The organism is Streptomyces sp. NBC_00306, assembly GCF_036169555.1.
GTDB lineage: Bacteria > Actinomycetota > Actinomycetes > Streptomycetales > Streptomycetaceae > Streptomyces > Streptomyces achmelvichensis.
Genome location: NZ_CP108032.1, coordinates 8,459,097 through 8,479,234 on the forward strand (window position 1 = coordinate 8,459,097; position 20,138 = coordinate 8,479,234).

Here is a 20,138-nt window from a genome sequence, read left to right on the forward strand (position 1 = left end):
TCAGCGTGCATGGCCGCTCACCCCCCGCCGGTCATGGAGAGGCGCGGCGATGCGAACGCGCTGTTCGGCCACATGCCGCTGGATGCCGTCCACCGCGGTCCGCGTGGCGCGCATCAACTCACAGCCTGCGAACCGGCGATCCTCGTGTGCTCCGTCGGAGAGGATCGCGGCTTCCTTCGGCCGGTACGGCAGGGTCGCGATGACCGGGATACCCAGCTCTGCCGACACCTCCTGCTGTCCGTACGGGCCTTCGGTGATCAACAGTGCTGCCAGGCCTTTCACACCGGAGCCGGCCCCGCTGTCGCTGTCGAGGACGGTGCGGAGCATACCGACACGGGCTTTCGCCGCGTGCACACTGCGCAGGGTGCCTCGGACGACCATCAGGACGGCTTCGGCGCGCGCCGCCAGCACACCGCCGGCACCGAAGGCGCCGCTGCGGCCGAGGTCAATGAGGACGTCGTGCTGGTGCTGTTCGATGCCCGTGAACAGGTCGGCCAACTGCCCCCAGACGGGGGAGAGGCTGGAGGCCTGGCATGGGTCGGTCAATCCCGGAAGCAGCAGCCGGTTCCGCTCCGCTCCCGGCCGGCTGTCCACGGCGATCAGCTGGGTCCAGAAGCTGGCCACAAGCTCCTGCCCCTGCCGCCGGGAGGAGACCGCCAGATACCGCAGGCCACGGTCTGCCGGCACCCGGCCCTCCAGGGCTCCCGACAGGACGGCGCCGCCGTCCGGGTCGCACTCCGCCAGGAGCAGCCGCCAGCCGTCCTCCAGCGGCCAGGTGCGCAGCAGTGCCAGCGCCGTGGCGGTCACCCCGGGGGAGCCGGGCACTCCGGCCAGTGCGATGACTGCCATCAGGACTTCCCTCCCGGCTCAACCACCAGCGCGATGCGTCCCGTTGCGGCCTGCGCCGCCAGCCCGGGACCCTGCGCCTGGGGGACCGCCACATCGACCACCACATCACCGGTCGCCTGCTGCGGCTCCCCGACGCGGACGACCCGCGCCGACACGGCCGTCGGCGCCTGCGGCGCGGTGCCGCCATCGGCATCCGGCCCGGGGTCTGCGGAGCTCCGGTCTGCGGCACCGTCGGCCGGTGTGTACACCACGAGGACCCGGTCACCCGCCGACAGCCGCGTCGCCGGCAGCCGGTCGGGCTTCAGCCCGATACCGACCAGCTGCTCCCCGTCCTGCACCAACGACCGGTCCGTCACCTGGCCGCGGGACAGCAGCGCGCCGGGCACCAGGGCGACCGCAGCCCGTTTCCCCACCACCTTGTCCCGCTCGCCGGCCGGGAACGGCTTGAGCGCCGGATCGAGGGACACCGATGCGTCGGTGAGGTCCGACTCGTCGATGACGTCACCCGCGGCCACGCTCTGCGTCACGGCGAGAACGGGCATGCGCTCGCCGGTCTTCTGCCAGGCCAGGAACCCGCCCGCGCCGCCCGCCGCAATCAGGGCCGCGGCCAGCACAGCCATCCCCGGCCGGCGCCGACGCGCACGGAACGACACCGCCGCAGCTGTGTGGGGGGCGGACGTACCGGGCTCACGTTGCTGCTGGGCCGGGGACAGGGCGGGGGAGGCGGGGGCCGTCTTGCTCACAGTGATGGTCCTTCCTGATCTAGCGGCCGACGGCCTGCAGCTCGCGGACCGGGACCTGCACCTGAGTGGACCGGGCCTCGGTCAACTAGCCCCCAGCCCCGCCGTTCACGGTGCAGTCGATGCGCCAGGTAGAGGTGGCCGAGACGGTGAACCGCTCCCGGACCAGGTTGGCGGAAGTGCGGGCGTAGACGTGACCGCAGTCCGGAGCCGGCCGCGTCCCCGTCCCTGTTCGGTAGGCCGTGCTCGGGCCTCACGGTCGGCTCGTGACCGAGGGTGCCGCGGATGACGGTGCCGTGCTTGCGCATGTGCGCCAGGTCGGCCTCGAAAAGGCTCAACGCATTCAGCACCGCGTACTTCTTCAACTGCGTGCCTGCGGGGTTCGCCTTGCGATAGGCCTTCATCTGCGCGGCCCACATGGCCTCGTACGTCTTGCGCACCAGGACCTTTTGCGGCATCTGCGGATCGGTGTTCGGCTCCGACGTCAGCGACGGTGAGGGCGAACGGGACGGAGCCGCCGCACCCGAGGCAGCAGGTGCAGCAGTGCCGTCACCGCTGCACCCCGACACGATCAGGAGCACGCCCAGCCCAACAGGCGCGCCCCCCACGCGGTGTCGTCCCCGCAACGCTGCATGTCGGACTGCTGGTGACACAGTGCCTCCCCAAGGGCGTGTGCCGACCCGGCGCCCCCTTGGTTCACTGAGCTCGGGGGCAGCCCAAGGCGCGGCCTGGTCGATGTGATCACCGTAGGGACGCGACGTGCATCGCGGTATTGCAAACCTGCACAGGCGAAGGCACAGCAACCTGCATACCTGCACAGTCGCGGCCGGGGCGCCGATTGGTCCAGAGTGTTACCGACCGAGGCGATGACCGCCAGGACGCGCGCCCGCGAGCGGAATCGGTGACGGTGCTCCACTCACCGGTCGCCAAGTGCGTGCAGCGTCGGAAGGACGATGCTGGCTTGCACGAATGCAGAACTGGCCACGTAGAAACTCGTGGCCGATTTTGATTGTCGGGGACACGCAGATGGGCTTACGCTGCCGAGGCCGATCTGATCTTCCCAGGTTCGGCGCTTTCCTGATGGGTCTGGGGAGGCCCTCGGGTTGGGGAGGGTGTGTCTGTGCGTGCTCTGAGGGTCAGACGCTCGGCGATCATTCCACGGATCCGGATCGACCCGGTTGCGTTTGGCGGCGCCGCGCATGGTCAAACGAACTGCCGACTTCTTCGGTGCCAGGAGGAAATACCTATGGTCATTGGGTGCCCTGTAATTGGTCAGATTGTTTTCCGGTGTACCGTAAGTGCGGCTGTGATAGCTCTGGCAAGTGGCATGTTGGGTTGCGCCGCTCTTGAGGATACTCCCGAAAGATTTCCCGAAGATCGGACAGTTGAAAAGACCTCACTAGTTCGGGAGTGGGAGGCGGGGTCGGCCACGCTAAGTTTGGGAAGTGATTCAAAATTTGACACTGTCGCTCTAAGTTCAACCTATTATGATTGCCCTTCGGGAGAGGCTGGCGTAAATGACAAGAGTGGAAGTGGGACGTGGAAGGCAGTCGATTCGGATAGTGCAACTGAGGTCTATCTGAATTTCAATAGCGGCTGCTATACGAAATTTTGGGTAGGGGAAGCTGATGGGAAAGTTGTTCTGTGGAATTTCTTCGAGGAGCGCTCTGGGGATGCGCTTTTGAAGCTCGAATGATCCGCAATGATTCGCTGGGGCATCGGTAACCGCTGATCGCTCGCCGCGGCACCGGGCACGGATCCGGGCTGGGCGCCAAACGCTGGGTCGTGGAGCGCGCGTTCGCACACCTGCACTGGTTCCGCTCACCGGGGCGGGGAACGGCTTGAGGGCTCCGGATCGAGGGACACGGAGGTGTCGGTGAGGTCCGACTCCTCGATGACGTCACCCGCGTTCCCGATCTGTGCGACGGCGAGAACGGGCGTGCGCTCGCCGGTCTTCTGCCAGGTGAGGAACCCGCCCGCCGCCTGCCGCAATGAGGGCGGCGGCCAGCACAGCCATCCCGGGACGGCGCCGACGCGCACTGAAGGACACCACTGCCGCCGCTGTGTGGGGGTGGGCGTCCCGGGCTCACGTTGCCGCTGGGCCGGGGACGCGGTGGGGGAGGCGGGGGCCGTCTTGCTCACAGTGGTGGTCCTTCCTGATCTAGCGGCCGACGGCCTGCAGCTCGCGGACCGGGACCTGCATCTGCGTGGACCGGGTCTCGGTCAACTGGCCTCCGGCCCCTCCGTTCACGGTCCAGTCGATGCGCCAGGTAGAGGTGGCCGAGACGGTGAACCGCTCCCGGACCCGGTTGGCGGAAGTGCGGGCGTAGATGTGGCCGCAGTCCGGGGACTCCTTCATGCCTAACCCCGACGAGTAGGCCGTGCCCGGCCCATGGCAGGTGACCGTCGTCCCGTCGCCCATCGACCACCGGATCGACGTCACGCGCGCGGTCGCCGACACGGTCACCGCACCAGCGGTCACGCTCTCGCTCACCGGCCCGTACCTGGTGGGGGGCTCCTGGTTGACCCACATCCACACCGGCACCCCCACCGTGTACCGGCCGGCCGGACGAGGACTGGCCACCGAAGGCCCCTGCAGCTTCATCGCGTCCACCGCCCGCTGCGCCAGAACCTCGGGGTCGACAGCGGCAGCGGGCGGGGCGGCGCCGTTCGGCAGCCACACCACCCCGGTGCGCAGGTCGTCGCACACCACCCGGTAGATCGAGCCTTCACCGGGATTGCGCCCTGGCCACGCCAGATTCTCCGGCGGCGGCTGCGGATCCGCCTTCTCATAGGTGCACTTCGGTCCCGACGACGCACCCGTTGCGCTGCCGCCGGCCGGGCCGGTCCGGTTCCCGCCCCCGCTTCCGGGGGATCCAGGGTCTTGTGCGCACAGCGTCACCGACACCATCGAGCCCTCGCAGGTGCCGTCGTTGCCCACCGTGGGACCGTCGTCGTTGGCGACAGCGGGCTGCACCAGGAAGCCGGTGACCAGGAGCGCGACAGCGGCCGCCGGCCTCAGCACGCCTGCTCCCCGTGGGTCTTGTAGGTGGTGATGACCCAACGGCCCTCCCACCGCTCCGCCGTAGCGGTCGCGCGGTAGCGCAGTGGCTGCCCCTTCGGGAGCGGTATGACCGCGCCGGTCTTGACCTTGATCGTGGTCCACTTCGACAGATCAGCGCAGTCGGACACCGTGGCGCTTGGCGGCTTCGCCACCATGTTCAGGGCAGTCACGGTCGACTCATGTCCCAACGTGCCGCGGATGACGGTGCCGTGCTTGCGCATGTGCGCCAGATCGGCCTCGAACAGACTCAACGCGTTCAGCACCGCGTACTGCTTCAACTGCGTGCCTGCGGGATTCGCCTTGCGATAGGCCTTCATCTGCTCGGCCCACATCGCCTCGTACGTCTTGCGCACCAGGACCTTCTGCGACACCTGCGGATCTGTCGGCTCCGACGTCTGCGACAGAGAAGGCGAAGCAGTCGGAGACTGCGCGCCCGAGGCGTCTGGTGCAGCGGCGCCGTCCCCGCTGCACCCCGACACGACCAAGAGCACGCCCAGCCCAACTACCGCGCCCCTCACGCGGTGTCGTCCACTCAGAGCTCCATGCCGGACACGCTGGACTGCTGGTGACACAGTGCCTCCCCAAGGGCGTGTGCCGAGCAGGCGCCCCCTCGGTTCACTGAGCAGGGGGCAGCCCAAGCGGCCTCGTCGATGTGATCACCGTAGGGACGCAGCCGGATCTGCGGTATTACAAACCTGCACAGGCGAAGGCACAGCAACCAGCACATGTGCACAGGTGGTTATGACCCGCTCAGGTCAGGCGCGGCGTTTCTCCATGCCACGGACACGCTCGATGCGGCTGACCTGACAGCAGCGGCCCAACAGAAGCCCTTGACTCGGCAAAAGGGACTCCACCCACTCAACGCTGGCGTGCTGCGTTGACGTGTGACTGGACGGCGTCGCTGATGAAGTCACGGGTTCTGTCGGGGTTGAGGGCGTGGGCCTGGAGGTGGTCGTACATCATGCTGTAGTGCTGCACGTCGGACGGTTTCTCCAGGTAGAGGTCACTGGTGAACCGTTCCAGGTGCACCACACCCGGGTCGGCGCTGTCGTCGAACTGCAGGATGGAGAACTGTCCTGTCATGCCGGGATGGGCGCCGGCAGTGTAGGGGATGACCTGGACATTGATGTGCGGCTCAGCGGCGCGTGCGTTGAGGTGCTCCAGTTGTTCACGCATGAGGTGCGGACTGCCGACGACGCGACGCAGTGCCGATTCATCCAGGACGAGCCACAGACGCAGTGGACAGGCTGGGTCGTGGATCCGACGCTGTCGGTGCAACTGTACCTTGAGGCGCGTGGCAGCCTGTTCGGCGGTGAGCTGGGGGACCGTTGCCTTGATGACTGCCTGGGCGTAGGCGGGAGTCTGTAGCAGATCGGGGATCGCCAGAGACTGGTAGGTGTGGAGGGAGGTGGCGTCCGTCTCCAGGCCGATATAGACCCCTTGTGGGATGTCGCCGTACGCACGCCACCAGCCCTGGTGCGAGGATTCCTTGGCCATCTGCATCAGATATGCGACGACCTGCTGGTCCGCTACTCCGTAGAGCTCGCACAGATCGCGCACATCACGAGGTCTGATGGCGCGGCGGCCGTTCTCCATGTGACTGATCTTTGGCTGGGAGACCAAGAGCCGCTCCGCTACTTCTGTGCCCTTCAGCCCACTGGTCATGCGGAGCCGACGGAGCTCGGCTCCCAGGCGGCGCTTTCTGGCGGTGGGATTGCTGTTTGCAACCACGGGGGGTACACCTCCGGCCCCAAGTCACTGATCCAGAGTGCAGATTGCCATGGCACGGCGCTTGCCGACCGAACGCCGTGCCGTCGTACTCACGGGCAGCCGAAAACGGACAGTTCTACTGTCGTATCTTCGAAAACGGTCGACGGGCCGGACGGCAGCCGCGAGTGTCCACCTTTCGTCTTGCAGTAGGGCACCGCACTGGCGATTGCGTGATCCTGCTCGGTGTGACTCCAAGCTGGGTGATCAACGGCGACATGCCTACTGGCATGCTGCGCCAAACGACGCGGCAGACATGAGTGGTGGCCTCCTTGATCATCGCTCGAACCGCGGAAGCGCTCCACCCCGTCGACAAGGTCTCTGACATCCATGGCTGACATCAACGACCCCGGACAGCGATGTACACCACCGCCCTTGTTCTGCGGTGGCGGTCGCGGGCAAATGCTTCGGATATCTCGCTCACGGTGGGGACTTGGACGGTGCGTCGGCAGGAGGTCGCGTCGGCCATCTCGTTGGACAGGGCTACCGGGATGCGTGCCTACAAACTGAACACTCCGCGGACGGCGCCCTACAGCTCCATCCAGGACCGCCTGTCAGCTTCTCCGGAGAGTGGTGTCCACACCGGTCTGGTCGGGCCGTGCTGTTCGAGTTCTTCGAGAACGGCGGCGCCGAGTTGGACGTGTCCGGCGAGCTGGTTGACGAGTGGATGGGCAGCGGTCATGGCGCGGAGGTCCTCGATCCGGCGCCGGAGGGAATCCTCGGGTGCTCCAGTGAGGATGAACAGGATGCGGGGGAAGCGGGGGTAGAAGCGCTGCCAGGCGAGCATGGCGGCCTGGTCGGCGACGGTGCCGCGCCGTCCGACTGGCTGTGGGGTGTAGTCGTGGAAGCGGGCGTAGGAGATCAGCTTTGCCGCCAGACGCTCGGAGGACATGGTGCCCCGGTCGACCTCGACGAACGCTCGGTACTGCAGACGGTCTGGCTCGACGGAGGTGTAGTGCATGACGGCGTCGGCGATGAGTTTGTCCTCGCCTCCGGTGTCGGGGAGCCGGTGACCGATCTCGGGCACCCAGTCCAGCGAGCCGTACTCGTCACCGCGGCGGCGGGCGTCGTGGAGGAATGCGAGATGGCTGCGGACGACGGTCAGCGTGTGCGCAGCTCTCAGGGAGGCCTCTGTGGGGCTTCCCAGAGCAGGGACCCGTCGCCCGCGGAGCTCGGGCCAGCTACTGGTGGCCCGTACGCCGCGCAGGGTGAGGAACCAGGCACGGGTCCGTCCGACGGGGAGCTCGGCATACGAGACCAGTTGGGCTTCGCGCAGGGTGTTCAGCACGCCTGATGTGAACTGCCGCGTGCTTCCCGGGCTCAGCAGTTGCTGCATCTGCAGCGTGGTGACCAGCCTGTGCTGCGCGAGCAGTGCCATCGCGCGGTGGACTGCTGTCTCCTCCGAGCTCGGCTGCACTTCACCGGTGGGGTCACTGGATCGAGCCGTGGCCTGCGTGTCTTCAAGTGGGGTGGTCACTGGAACTGTCCTTTCCTGCTGGTGTCTTCGGCGGGCTTGCTTCCGGCCCCGGAGGGGGCATGGGCGAGGCCGGGTTGGCCGGTGAGCCATTCACGGACGATCTGCTCCTGTCCTGCGGCCACCTTGGTGAGCTTTTCGAGCGTTTGAGCGCGCGTGTTGTCGAGTGCTTTGCGCTGCAGGGCGTTGCGCTGGCCAGAGAGGGCGAGAGAGGCGAACGCCTCGTGCAGCTCCGGCCCGCGGATGAGGAGTGGTCCGATGCGCTTGCCGCGGACGGTGAAGGAAGCCCAGTGGTGGTAGCGGTCGAGTTCGGCGGCCTCGGCGGGGTCGACCTGGTCTCCCCACTCGCCGGTGATGTGCCGGATTGCCTCGATCGATCCGGCGGTGGTGGACAGGCACGAGGCGTTCTGCAGGAGCGCGGTGCGCACTTCGGGGCTGAGCCGGTGCAGCATCTGCGTCATGCCGTGCATCCGGACCTTGAACTTGCGTAGCTGCTCGGTGATCTCGGCGAGGGTGGAGGAGGCGGCGCCGTCCAGGGAGATCAGTTCGTCGAGGTAGAGGCGGAACGGGATCCGGTCCGCTTCTCGCAGGTCGCGGCGGGAGAGTCCGGCGCGGAGCATGTCGCGCACCAGGAGGGAGACCAAGAGCCGGTCGGTGGGGCCGGTGCCCGGCGGGCAGATCCACACCACGTGGGAGTCGTCCATGGCGCGTCGGATGTCGTAGCTGCCGATAGGGGAGCCGAGGAAGGCCCTGATGACGGGGGAGGCGGCGAGGCGGGCGAGCGGGTTGAGGACGGTCGGCAGGGCGTCTTTGGGGATCTCGGTGAAGGACGTCGTCCACCAGCGCTGTGCGTCGGCCTCGAGCTGGTTGATGACCAGGGCGCGGAAGCCGGGGTCGGTCAGGAGCGGGCTGATCTGGAAGATGGTCGTCTGCTTGTCCGGCTTCTTGCATGCGACGGCTTGGGCGTTGACGGCGACGAGCGCTTCGATGGCCTTGGTGAGGATGGTGATAGCGCGCGGAGCGTTCGCATCGCCCCAGCCGAGGCTGGTGGCGAAGGCGTCCACGGTCGCCGCGACGACCTCGTGAGGGGTCTTGCCGCCGGTCAGGCTCAGCGGGTTCCAGCACCCCAGCCTGTCCTGTGGGTGGCGGATGGTCAGGTCGAACAGCCACGTGCGGTTCATGATCTCGGAGTGAGCGAGGTACGGGGCGACGGTGTCCCACGAGTCGCGGTGCGGGTCGACGAACGCGAGCCCGCGGTCCGCGTGCGCGGATGCGGTCGCCTGAACGAGGGCCCGCATCGTCTTGCCCCAGCCGGCCTTGCCGACCTGGACTTCGAAAAGCGTGTCCTCCTCGCGGGTGGCGATCAGGCGCTCGGTGCCGTCCGGTGTCCGGTAGTAGCCCTGCGGCAGCAAGGAGGAGCCCGGATGGTAGGTCGGGATGTCGGTGGCGAGAACCGGCAGCCGGGCATGTGTCGTCGGTGGCTTCAAGAGCCCGGCGAGTTCCTCAATCCTCGCCCATGAGTTGCGGGACGGGGCGATCAGGCCGGTGTTCCACCGTTCGTCGAACCGCGGGCGCCACGGCCACCGGTCCGGCCCGAACCGCCACGGCCCGAAGGAGAACCCCAGCGAGGACAGGCGGGTGCGTGCCGCGTACACGTCCAGCGCCGCCTCAATGTGCCGCAGCCGGCGCTCGGCCCGCCCCACCACGTCGGACGAGCAGCGCACCATCAGCTGTACGCGCACCAGGCCGGTGTCCTCGGCGAGCTTGCCCAGCACCTTCTCCCGGTCCACGCGTGGCGGCCGCGGCGTCATCAGCAGCCGCCGGCCTTCCCCTCCGCGCTGCTGCTGCGGCACGGTCAGCTTCGTGAGCTGCCATGACAGGGCGTCTTCCATCGTGGCGGCGTCCTGGGTCATCCACTGCGCTTCGCGGCGGGACTGGCGCCGGGCTGCCTGGCGGGCGTTGTCGACGACCTGCCAGCGCCGGGCCCGTAGCCGCCACCGTGCCGCGGGGGACAGGTCGAGGCACACCTCTGCCAGGTCTCCCAGGTCGTTGCGCAGGTCGGCGACGGCGTCGATCAGCGGCTGCAGAGGGTCCGGTTCCAGCGGAACCTCCCGCAGCCGTGCACCGGGGGCGCCGTGCAGGGCGAATACCGCGCGCACCGTGTGCTTGCTCCGCTTCCTCCTCGGTGGGGCCGCCGGTTCGCTGCGCACGCGGGCGTAGGGGGTTTGCCGCAGCAGTTGCTCCGCTGAAGCCGGGCCTTCCACCCGGTAGGTGAGGGGCTTGGAGCTGTCGGCGACCAGCCGGATGCGGACGGTGCGCGCGTTGCGCGGTGCCCACCACTTGCCGGCGGTAGCCGCGCGGATCAGCTGGGCGCCGAACCTCAGGACTTCTTCCTCACCGGTCTCAAAGGTCCGGGAGGGAACGAGCTCGACATAGGTGCGGTGACGCAGCGCCCGCGCGGACAGGTAGCGCTCCAGCACGGCCCAGCCGGTGAACGCTGCCGCGGCCAGGATGCCGATCCACCAGGCGTTGTCGTAGACCCAGTTCCCGGACTGCCAGCACCACTCGACCGGGCCGAGCAGTGCGTCCCACACCAGCTCCGGAGTGGATGCGAGCGTTACCGGACGGGGTTCCATGTGGCTCCTTCACGGGTGAGGCGGACTGTTGCAGGGCGGCTGTCGAGGTACGTTCCGGACGGGTCGGCTCCGGTCCACACCAGGTGCACCACCACGGCGTTGGTACCGGGGTGGTCGGGGTCGCGGCGGGCGACGGCGGCCTGGAGCCGAACCCGCGTGTAGATGGCGGTGACGGGCTGGGTGAAGTAGCGCGGCCACCTCTGCCGGCCGACGCCGGTCACCTCTGCGCTCCACACCGCCCGGCCCAACGTCGCGAGCCGGCTGCTCAGGCCAGCGGGCAGGTCACGCGGCATGGCTCGTTCCAGCGCCTGTTGCACGAGCGGGTCAGCTGCGGGCCCCGACCCGGGCGGCGGCAGGGCACCTGCCGCCGGCGTCGCGCCAACGGAGGCGGGCTTCGATGGTGTGCTGGTGCCCGTCACTTCGGTATCCGGCTGCGACTCGGCGGCCGCCGAAGGGAGAGGGACGGCTCGGTCCGGCGGCGGGGCACTCGGGAGTGCGAAGGCGATCAGGAGGCAGCCCGAGGCTGCGAGCAGGGGCGCGGCCAGCAGCAGAGCCCTGGTTCGGATGGGCGAGCTGGTGGTCATAGGATCCGGGCACCTCCGGCGAAGCCGGACATGGCGCTGACCGGGTCGACGCGCACTTTGGTTCCCGGGCGGGCGGCGTTGATCATTTCGCCGTTTCCGAGGGCGATCCCGACGTGGTAGATCGTGCTGTCCACTCCGGGCGTGTAGCCGAAGAAGACGAGGTCGCCGGGCTGGAGTGCGGCGATGCCGGCGGAGGGGGGGATCCGCTTGCCGACAGTGGCCTGTGCGGCCGCGGTGCGAGGCAGTGTCACCCCGGCCTGCGCGAACGCATAGAGCGCCAGACCTGAGCAGTCGAAGCCGACGACGAAGGTGCCGTTCTGCCCGCCGGGCGAGCAGCAGATCCCGGTCGAGGGCCCCTTGGGGCTGCCGCCGCCCCACGAGTAGGGCACGCCCTTCTGCGCGATGGCGGCTTTGAGGACGGTGGCGACGTTGCCGGTGACGCCGCTGAGGTCGACCGTTTTGGCGGCGGCTTCGTACCGGTCGATCCATGACAGGACATCGCTCACGTACGGGTCGGAGTGGTTGTACTGGAAGACGGCCTTCTTCAGCTGGGCCCGGTCGGTGAGGTTGCGTCCCTTCCCGCACAGGTAGAGGGCGGCGGACAGGGCGGCGTCGTCCGCGTTGTGCGGGTCGACGGCCTTGTCCTTGTTGCCGTCGCGGCCGTTCGCGCGGAACGTGGCGGGCAGGAACTGGAAGGGCCCGACCGCCCGTTCGTAGCGGGTGTCGCCGTCCCACGCTCCTGCGTCGGTGTCGGGGAACGCGGTCAGATTGCCGCCGACGCCGGAGCCGTTGAGGACCGGGCCGAGGATGCGCGGATGAATGTCCCCGGCCGCCGTGACGGTGCGGCCGCCGGCGTGGTTCGACTCGATCCGCGCGATACCGGCGAGGACCGGCCACCGCATCCCGCGGCACTTCGGCGCCACACTGCGGATGTCCGCGGCCGCGTTTTTGTACGCGGCCAGCATCCGCTCCGGTATCCCGACAGCAGCGCCACCGACAGCGTCTACCGGCACGCTCGCGTCGCGGGAAGCGAGCGCGCCGGCTGCGGACATCACCGTGATCACCGGGGCGCAGCACACCGCGCACGCCAGCAGCAAGGCAGTGAGGCAGCCCCACTTCCGCCACGCCTTGACCGCCTTCATTCGCCGTCACCGCCCCACCGGGGCTCCTCGTCCCAACTGGTGCGCTGGGCCCGCATCAGGGCGTCGAACACCCGCCGCCGTGCATCGACCGCCGGATCCTCCTGACGCGCCGCAGCGCGGTCCCCGCCGCCACCGGCATTGGGGCGGTCCGCGGTCGGGGTGGAGGTGTAGATGACGGCTCCGGCGGACGCATCCCGGGCGGCGATGCGTGCCCGGGTGGCGGGGTCGTGGACCTGCCATGCGGTGGCCGCGCGCTGGGAGGCGTGATCGACGGCCTGCCCGACGGACCGTCCGGCCTGAGCCCACTGGCCGGCGTCCTGCCTCACCTGGTTCGCTGCCACCTTCAGCTGCGTCTTCGCGTCCTGCGTGTACTGCGACGTCCGGTGCCCGCCGGCCTGGAGATTGCGCGGCAGGCCGAGGGTTGCGCCGTAGCCGACGCGGGCCGCGGTGGAAGCGATGCGGTAGCCGCGCAGGCGGGACGCCTTCTGGTGGATCCTCGAGCCCAGCAACGGCCGGTCGGTGTCCGGGTCGTGCAGGATCTCCCCCGTCGTCGGGTTCACCCGCACCCCGCCACCCGCACCACCGGTACCGGGTGCGTCTGCGTTCTCGCCCCTGTTGGCGATGATGCGCAGCAGCTTGAGGGACTCGTCTTCCTTGGGCGGGGCTTTGCCGATCAGCGCACCGTAGGCGCCCTTCAGGGCGAGCGGGCCGCCGTGGGCGCCGAGCGCCAGCGGTGCCAGGCCGCGGCGTGCCTCCGCCATGGCCTCCCCGGCCATCCGGTTGGGATCGAGGACCGAGCCGGTGCCGTCGCCGAGGGCGGCGAGCGAGCCGAGGAGACCGTGGCGCGCGCCGAACGCCTGGTGCGCGCCGGACAGCCCGCGTGCGCCGAACAGTCCGGCAGACATGCCTCCGGCGCCGATGCCGTGCATTGCGAGCGCCGCACCGAGTTCGGAGGTGTCGCCGGGCAGGTGGGTGCCGCCGACCTTCGCGTACCGCATCCGCATGGCCATGCGCTGGCCGAAGGTCGTGATGCCGGCGAGCAGACGGCGGTGAAAAACGAGGCCGACCAGGGCCAGAACGTCGAGGAGCAGGAGGCGTTCGACCATCAGGTCGGGGCCGTCGGTGAGGATCACGTCCAGCGCCATGCCGAAGAACGGCAGGAACAGGCAGATCCCGAACATCGACATCATGGAGATGCAGAACAGGGCCAGCCACTTCCACACGGTCTGCCGGTTCGGGCCGGGCAGCATGCCCCACACCAGCGCCACCACCCCGCCGGCGGCCGCAGCCGCATCAGCTGCCTGCGTCCCCAGGAGGACGATCGCGGCGGACAGCAGCATCGCGCAGATCAGCAGCGCGGCGATCAGCAGCAGAAGCACGCCGCCGACCCGTTCCCAGGACGGCGCCTTGGCGTATTCGGCGCACTCCTTGCCGACCGGACCGGCGTCCTTGAGGTCGGCGAGGAAGGCGGCGAACTGCTGGTCCTCCTCGCTCAGCACCGGCTCCAGGGTGTCCAGCAGCGCGTCGCCCTTGGTCAGCCCCGGCAGCGCCGCCGGGCCGCCTTCATCGCGGCAATAGCGCTCGGCATGGTCGGACAGGTAACGGCACTGGTCCTCTTCACCGTCGGAGCGGCAGTAGTCCCCGGCAGCTCCGACGATCCGCTCGCACGGATCGTCCTTCTTCTCGTCGCCCTTGTCGCCCTGGTAGCCGCCGGTGATCCACTTCAGGTGTGCTTCGTAGGCCTTCTTGTCCGAGGCCTTGCCGGGGTCGAGGATGCGCCCGTACTGCAGCAGCATGTACGGCTTGACCACCAGAGCGTTGGTGACCGAGTCCTGGATCGGCCGGGCGACCTGCTCGGCGGAGACGGGCTTCTTCCCCTGCTCTTCAAGGCACTTCGTCTCGTCCCGGCCGGCCATCCCGGGGCACGGACCGGCGCTGTAGATTTTCCCGCCCCAGTCGTAGGAGTTGACCGTCTCCTGCGCGATCTCGCCCGCGGCCTGCTGCGAGGTGACCAGCGGGCCCTGCTCGGAGAGGAGGTAGTCGGGGCGGATGAACGCGCTCGCGGCGAACGCGGCGATGAGGAGCGTGAGGACGATCTCCCCGAGCCCTTTGCCGACTTTACCGCGCACCATCAGCACCAGGCCGAAGATGAACGCCCACCCCAGCAGCAGCCCTTTGAGGCCGAGCTGGTCGACGACCGCGTGCTCATACGCGTCGGACACCTGCTGCGCCGGGTCGGCGAGCAGCTTCAGCAGCGGAAACCGGAACGCGACCTCGATCGCCCAGCACGCCAGCCCCACCAGAATCCGCAGGACCTGGAAGAGGCCCGAGAGGACGAACGCGAGGATCTGCGACTTGAGGGAGAACACCGACCCGCCGCTGGCGGACAGCTCGTAGCCGTTGATCGGGGCGCCCTCGGAGCTGTTGACGTTCAGCGGGTCGAGGAAGCTCCCGCTCTCCCCGCTGCTGTCGGCGGCGTGCGCGACGCTTGTGTTCACCGTCAGGAACACCACCGTCAGCAGCACCGTGAATCCGGCGGATCGCAGCGTGCCGCGATCGGGCCGCTTCACCGTCGACCCCGCCCTGCCGTGAGGGACAGCCCGATCGCACCGGTGATGGCTGCGCTGGAGAACAGCAGCAGCCAACCGCTCTGCTCTGCGCCGGCTCGGCGTGGGGCAGCGACGGGCTCTGAGGTGCCGAGAGTGGTCTGCCGGCAGTAGATGTGGGCTGGTCCGACGATGGTGTCGCATGGATCGTCTGCCACCGGAGCGTTCGTTTCCGGGCCCGGCGCAGGCTGCGGCAGGATCCAGGTTGCAGCGAGGCACAGGACCAGCAGCACTCCGGTCACCGTGCCGAGGACTGCCCGCAGGCGGGAGGTGCGGCGGCTCATGACGGACTACCGTCCGAGGCGGCGTCAGCGTGCTCGAGGACGGCGCCCGTGGTGTCGTCGGTCAGGTGGGCGCCGGGGGTTGTGTAGATGGCGTTCTGGATGCGCGGCACTGGCGGGACGTGGACCTTGATACGGCCGACCTGCATGCGCGGGTCGCGCAGCAGCATCTCGCCGTCTCGTCCGGGCTGGCCGACGGGGGACAGGCCGGTGGTGACGAGCCTGACCAAGTCTTCGGCGTTGCTGTCGAGGCCGAGGAACGACAGGGCCTTGCGGGCGCGGGCCTCGTCGCTGGTTCGGGCGACGATCTTGTAGGCGAGCAGGCCTGCATCAGGGCCGAGTTCGTCGAAGTCGTGCGCGGCGAGGATGCAGCCGGCGCCGTGCTTGCGGCCGTCGTGGAGGATCTCATGGACCAGGGCACTGCCTTCCGCGCTGGAGGTGAGCCAGTAGCACTCGTCCATCGCGACCGCGCAGAACCGGGACGGATCCGTGAAGGCGGCCTGCCGGGCGATCGCTGCGAGCAGGTAGAGGACGGCACGGCCGATGAGCGCTTCGAGGGGCTGCTGGCGCAGCACGTCGACGTTGGCGAACGCCTCGCGCGGCGGCAGGGTCAATCCTGTCGTGGTGACGACGACCATGTCGGCCCCCAGGTCGCCGTCCAACGTCACGGGCGGCAGATCCGGGTGGAACACCATCGCTGCGAGGGGGTTGGAGGAGACGATCTGCAGAAGGTCGGCCATGGTCGCGGCCGCGTCCCGCCTCGTCGCGGTACCGGCCTCGTTGCCGGCCATTGTTTGCAGCACCGCAAGGACGCGCGCCATGGACGGGTCGTCGCCGGCGGCGACTTCCTCGACGGCGTGGTGGAGTACGGCTCCGGACGCGGACATCGGCCCGATGCCGAGCTGCAGCGTGAGGTAGGACTGGGCGTAGTGGGCGCCGATCGGACCGCCGAACACGCGCAGCGGGTCGATCGACAGCTCGGCCTTGGCGGCGTCGATGACCTGGCAGCGGTTCCCGGCCGCGGACTTGGCGAAGGTGGCCCATTCGCGGATCGGGGTGCGGTCGATGACGATCGCCCGCCCGCCCCGGTCGACGACCGCGGACGTCAGAAGCTTCTCCAGCACGCTCTTGCCGGCACCGAGGTCGCCCACGATGCCCACCGATGCGGAGGCGTTGCGCCGCGGCGCGTCGGCGATGTTCAGCAGGACCGGTCGGATCGTGCCGCAGTCCAGGTCGATGCCGACCATCAGCCCGGTCGGGTCCCCGACCGTGGTGTTCGTGAACGCGCCCGCAGCGGCCCAGTCCTCGGACAGCTGGTGCTGAGTGAACTCCCGCACCGCCGCCGGGCGCACCGCACCCGGCAGGCCCAGCGAAAAGAGTGCTTCCTGCATGCCATGCGGGCGCACCGCCCGGTAGTCCCCGCCGGACAACAGACCGGCGAGTGCGCGTGCCCGTGCATCGCAGGTGACCAGGTCCGGCCCCCAGACGGTGAGGACCGTCACCGACTGGACCTCCACCTCGACACTCGTACGCGACAGACGCGCATCGACTTCCGCGAGGTCGCCGGCTGCCTCGGGCAGCGAGTGCGGCATCCCGGTCGGCTGCGCCCCGTACTGCTCGGCCTGGTCCAGCAGCTCCTTCTTCTTGCGCCGCACCTGCTCCTTGGCCCGCTCCGCCGTCACCACCTGCATGTCGACGGTGAAGTCGACCGGGAAGTCGAGGCCTTCGAGCTGGGCCAACAGATCGGCCGACTCCATGGCGCGGGCTGCGGGGAGTTCGGCTAGTGCGAGGTGGGCCTGGTAGCCGGTACCCGTCTCGCTCTCGACCTGCAGCCACCTGCGCAGCAGCGGGGAGGCGCCGTCCTTACGCCACCACGGCTGGCCCTGCCGCGACGCACGCGGCTTCGCCTTCCGTCTTGTCTTCAGCGACGCGTCGTCGCCGGTGCGTGCCTCGAGAGGGCGGCCGCCTTCGGCGAGGCGGACCTGCCCGAGGTCGGCATACGTGGGCGAGCGCAGGACACCGCCACGGATGCGACCGCCGTAGAGCGTGGACTGCTCCGCGTCGGCCAGGAGCGGCTCTTCCAGACCGCGGTGGACCGCGTGCTGGACCATCCACACGATCTCGGTCGGCGACGCGGGCCGTAGTTCCAGGCCTCCGCCGAGCGCGGCCTGCAGCCGTCCGGCCTGGTCCGTGTAGTCGGACACCTCCGCGGCCGATACCGGCGCCGGCGGCAGACCGAGAGCGGCGGAGAGTTCGGTCCACATCGCTGCACCGGTCGCGGCGAAGTCGAAGCGGCCGTGCGGTGACGAGAGCGGCAGGGCGAGCCACAGGGTGCGGCGGTGCATCTCCTGTCCGGCCAGCAGATCCAGGCCGGCCGCAGTCGTCTCCGCCCACGCGGGCAGACGCTGCCAGGGGACGCCGTCGACCATCTGATCCGCGACTTCGCCCGGATCGACCCGGGCGGCCAGCCCGAACAGTCGCGGCGCGCCGGCGAGGGAACGCACCAGGCCGGTCACCCGGTTGAGCAGTTCGTCGCGAACGCGGGCGGGGACGTAGCGGCCGCCGACCGGAGTCACCCGCCAGATCGCCCACACGCCGCCGGATGTCGACCACACCAGGTGCCCGGCAATGTGCCGGAAGGGAATGCGCATCACAGGCTCCTGGTCCTCTGATCGGTCTCGGCGTCCCTCAGCAGCTGGTCCAGCCCGGTCACGGGCCGCGGCCGCACGACGGCCGCAGCGGGGGCGGGGTCGGGGGTGCGGTGGGCGGAACGCCGCCTCCGGCGGGTCGGCTTCTCCGCCGCGGTGTCGCCTGCCGCGGGGGCGGCTTCGAGGATGAACGTGCCGGACAGCAGGTGCGGGTGCCGGTCGCGGGCGGTGCGGCCGCCGATCCGGCCGGCCGGGTGCTGGGCCAGCAGCGTGAGCCAGCCGAAGAAGGCAGTGAACGGTGTCCGGCCGCCGATCTTCGCGCCGCGGACCGCCCACACGGACACCAGCCACAGCACCACCGGAACGGGGCCCAGCCACGACCACCAGGCGAACGTCTTGCTCAGCAGCAGCGCACCGCCGCCGAGGACGACCAGCTGCGCAGGGGTGTAGGGGCCGAACCAGATCACCCAGTCGCCCAGCTTGCCGAGCACCCACGGATGCCGGCGCGCGGCGGTGTAGACCCGGGCCACCCGCGGCCGCTCCGCCGTGGCGGCGTTCACAGCGCACCGCCGACATCAGGGCCGTTCGGGCCGGGCGTAACGACGACGCTGACGACACCAGCTCCGGTGGCGGGGTTGTTGACCTCGTCCTCGAAGATGTTGGCCAGCGAACCGCGGGAGTTGTAGATGCCGAGCGCGATGACCAGGCCGATCAGCGCGCCGATCCCGGCTTTGAGACTGACCTTGCGCACGACGGTGATGACGACGATCGCGACCAGGGCGACCTGCAGGGCCTTGTCGCCCCAGGTGCCTAGGGTGTTGAGCCAGGCGTTGCCGAGGTCCGTCGCCTTCCCGGCGACCTGGAGGTCGGTGCTGTTCATCGCGCGGTCCCTTCAGCGGTCGGGGCGGGGGACGGTCCCGCGGTGTGTGTCGAACCGGCGTGGAGGCTGGAGATGTCCCAGCGGCCGGAGCGGGCGGTGACGGTGAGCTCGTAAGCCAGCGGCCAGCGGGCGCCCGTGGAGTCAGTGGCCGTGACCCGGGCCCGGACTCGGCTCGTGGTGCCGTCAGCGGGCACCGGGCCGGCCGCGGTCTCGGACGTGGCGCTCACCTCGTCGACTGCGATCCGGACGTATCCGGTGGCGGGTACGGCATCGAGGCGGGTTCCGGGAGAGAGGTAGCGCTCGATGTCGCCGACGCCGGCGAGGTAGGCGCGGAAGAAGTCGGCGAGCGACCTGGACAGCGGGCCCTCGGCGGGAAGCGTCTGCGTGAACGGCGACGGCGACGTCTTCGCGCCGGCGGGCCCGGCGATCTGGGCAGGAGCGGCGGTAACCGTGAACGCACCCAAGCCGCCCGCCCTCTCCTCGGAGCTGACCGGGACGGCGTAGTACCGCACCACGGCCTCTGTTCCAGCGGCCCCGGGCGTGTGAGGGGACGCGCCGTCGCGGACAGCAAGCCGGACGGCGACGACAACCGACCAACGCCCCCGCTCTACCCGGGCGCTGCGTATCGCCACTGCGTCCTGCGGCACCGCAGGAGCGGCCGTGCCCAGACGCTTCGGCAACTCGACGTCGGGCGCCAACCGGTGGACGGCCTGTGCAGTGGAACTGTCGGCCGCACCGGCGTCACTGCGCAGCCACAGGTCGCAGAACAGGACGGCCACCCCGCTCGGATCCTCCATGCGCAGATCGGCGGACGGCGGTGGCGCGGGCTGCGCAGTCGGTGTGACGGCCGCGGGCGATGCGCAGGCCACGGCCAGACCAATTGGCCCGGAGACGAGTGCTGCCCACACACCGAGCCGGGCAACGGACAGCCGGCGGTGCGCAATGCGCGTGGAAGGAAGGGCGTCAGTCTCTGGCTGTGGTCGCAACGATGCGGATGACTCTCCCGCAGGCGGGCGGCGCGAGGTTCGCAGGGACATGCTGGGGCTCCTGAGGAAGCGCGGTCGTGGGATTGCCCCAACTGAACCCGACGCACCTCACCGAAAACCTCACCGAAAGTGGGGGTCCAGAATCACGGTTCCGCAACGAGGCAGGCGGTGAGTTTCCGGCACGATCGGTGAGTTCCCGTTTCCGCTCACCGGGGCAGGTCACAGGCCCCATTCCCGGTCTGGGGCAGGTGGTGTCACATGTGTCTGCAGAGCGAACTTGCAGGAAGAAGGCTGCCTCACGGTCGCAGTCGAGAGACGTCCGGGCCCACTGGGGGGAAACTCACCGACCGCAGGAAGGGAACTCACCGCCCCAGGCGGCCGACCTAGCAGGAACTCACCGCCCGCCGGGAGCATGCGCAGGACGAGTTCACCGCACGCGACGCTTCTGCCATCCGGCTCTCAACGTGGACTGCGCACGGGC

The 20,138-nt window shown here is 69.4% G+C and carries 15 protein-coding genes and 1 pseudogene; 1 reads left to right on the forward strand and 15 read right to left on the reverse strand.

The window, feature by feature from the left end; translation table 11 throughout:
- Nucleotides 1–849, reverse strand: coding sequence for a hypothetical protein (locus tag OHA05_RS37980; protein WP_328863274.1), 849 nt, complete (start codon nucleotides 847–849; stop codon nucleotides 1–3).
- Nucleotides 849–1,592 carry an SAF domain-containing protein gene (locus OHA05_RS37985; RefSeq protein ID WP_328863275.1) on the reverse strand — a complete coding sequence of 248 codons (744 nt, stop codon included), beginning with the start codon at nucleotides 1,590–1,592 and terminating at the stop codon, nucleotides 849–851. The genes OHA05_RS37980 and OHA05_RS37985 overlap by 1 nt, the downstream gene beginning before the upstream one ends.
- Before the next feature lie 1,722 nt (nucleotides 1,593–3,314).
- Between OHA05_RS37985 and OHA05_RS37990 the strand changes: the two are divergent.
- Nucleotides 3,315–3,410 (forward strand): annotated as a pseudogene (locus OHA05_RS37990) (IS5/IS1182 family transposase); the annotation flags it as partial.
- Here the strand turns inward: OHA05_RS37990 and OHA05_RS37995 are convergent.
- The 13 genes from OHA05_RS37995 to OHA05_RS38055 form a co-directional block, all read right to left on the reverse strand.
- Complete coding sequence (locus OHA05_RS37995; RefSeq protein WP_328863276.1) at nucleotides 3,411–3,731, reverse strand: hypothetical protein; 321 nt, start codon at nucleotides 3,729–3,731, stop codon at nucleotides 3,411–3,413.
- Between the two features lie 19 nt (nucleotides 3,732–3,750).
- The gene (locus OHA05_RS38000) at nucleotides 3,751–4,614 is read right to left on the reverse strand and encodes an ATP/GTP-binding protein (RefSeq protein ID WP_328863277.1); all 864 of its coding nucleotides are present in this window, start codon (nucleotides 4,612–4,614) and stop codon (nucleotides 3,751–3,753) included.
- The gene (locus OHA05_RS38005; protein WP_328863278.1) at nucleotides 4,608–5,024 is read right to left on the reverse strand and encodes a hypothetical protein; all 417 of its coding nucleotides are present in this window, start codon (nucleotides 5,022–5,024) and stop codon (nucleotides 4,608–4,610) included. Before OHA05_RS38005 ends, OHA05_RS38000 begins: the two co-directional genes overlap by 7 nt.
- A 487-nt stretch (nucleotides 5,025–5,511) precedes the next feature.
- Entirely contained in the window at nucleotides 5,512–6,384 is an 873-nt protein-coding gene (locus OHA05_RS38010) for a helix-turn-helix domain-containing protein (RefSeq protein WP_328863279.1), read from the reverse strand.
- A gap of 565 nt (nucleotides 6,385–6,949) precedes the next feature.
- Nucleotides 6,950–7,897 (reverse strand): replication-relaxation family protein, encoded by a 948-nt coding sequence (locus tag OHA05_RS38015; RefSeq protein WP_328863280.1) that lies wholly within the window; start codon nucleotides 7,895–7,897, stop codon nucleotides 6,950–6,952.
- Entirely contained in the window at nucleotides 7,894–10,530 is a 2,637-nt protein-coding gene (locus tag OHA05_RS38020; RefSeq protein WP_328863281.1) for an ATP/GTP-binding protein, read from the reverse strand. The genes OHA05_RS38015 and OHA05_RS38020 overlap by 4 nt, the downstream gene beginning before the upstream one ends.
- A complete protein-coding gene (locus OHA05_RS38025; protein WP_328863282.1) occupies nucleotides 10,512–10,823 on the reverse strand; it encodes a hypothetical protein in 312 nt (103 codons plus the stop codon). The genes OHA05_RS38020 and OHA05_RS38025 overlap by 19 nt, the downstream gene beginning before the upstream one ends.
- A 287-nt stretch (nucleotides 10,824–11,110) precedes the next feature.
- Nucleotides 11,111–12,256 carry a C40 family peptidase gene (locus OHA05_RS38030; RefSeq protein WP_328863283.1) on the reverse strand — a complete coding sequence of 382 codons (1,146 nt, stop codon included), beginning with the start codon at nucleotides 12,254–12,256 and terminating at the stop codon, nucleotides 11,111–11,113.
- A complete protein-coding gene (locus OHA05_RS38035; protein WP_328863284.1) occupies nucleotides 12,253–14,826 on the reverse strand; it encodes a hypothetical protein in 2,574 nt (857 codons plus the stop codon). Before OHA05_RS38035 ends, OHA05_RS38030 begins: the two co-directional genes overlap by 4 nt.
- A gap of 316 nt (nucleotides 14,827–15,142) precedes the next feature.
- Nucleotides 15,143–17,794, reverse strand: coding sequence for an ATP-binding protein (locus tag OHA05_RS38040; protein WP_328863285.1), 2,652 nt, complete (start codon nucleotides 17,792–17,794; stop codon nucleotides 15,143–15,145).
- Nucleotides 17,794–18,351, reverse strand: coding sequence for a hypothetical protein (locus OHA05_RS38045; protein ID WP_328863286.1), 558 nt, complete (start codon nucleotides 18,349–18,351; stop codon nucleotides 17,794–17,796). Before OHA05_RS38045 ends, OHA05_RS38040 begins: the two co-directional genes overlap by 1 nt.
- Nucleotides 18,348–18,671 carry a hypothetical protein gene (locus OHA05_RS38050; RefSeq protein ID WP_328863287.1) on the reverse strand — a complete coding sequence of 108 codons (324 nt, stop codon included), beginning with the start codon at nucleotides 18,669–18,671 and terminating at the stop codon, nucleotides 18,348–18,350. The genes OHA05_RS38045 and OHA05_RS38050 overlap by 4 nt, the downstream gene beginning before the upstream one ends.
- Complete coding sequence (locus OHA05_RS38055) at nucleotides 18,668–19,468, reverse strand: conjugal transfer protein (protein WP_328863288.1); 801 nt, start codon at nucleotides 19,466–19,468, stop codon at nucleotides 18,668–18,670. Before OHA05_RS38055 ends, OHA05_RS38050 begins: the two co-directional genes overlap by 4 nt.
- Between the last annotated feature and the right edge of the window lie 670 nt (nucleotides 19,469–20,138).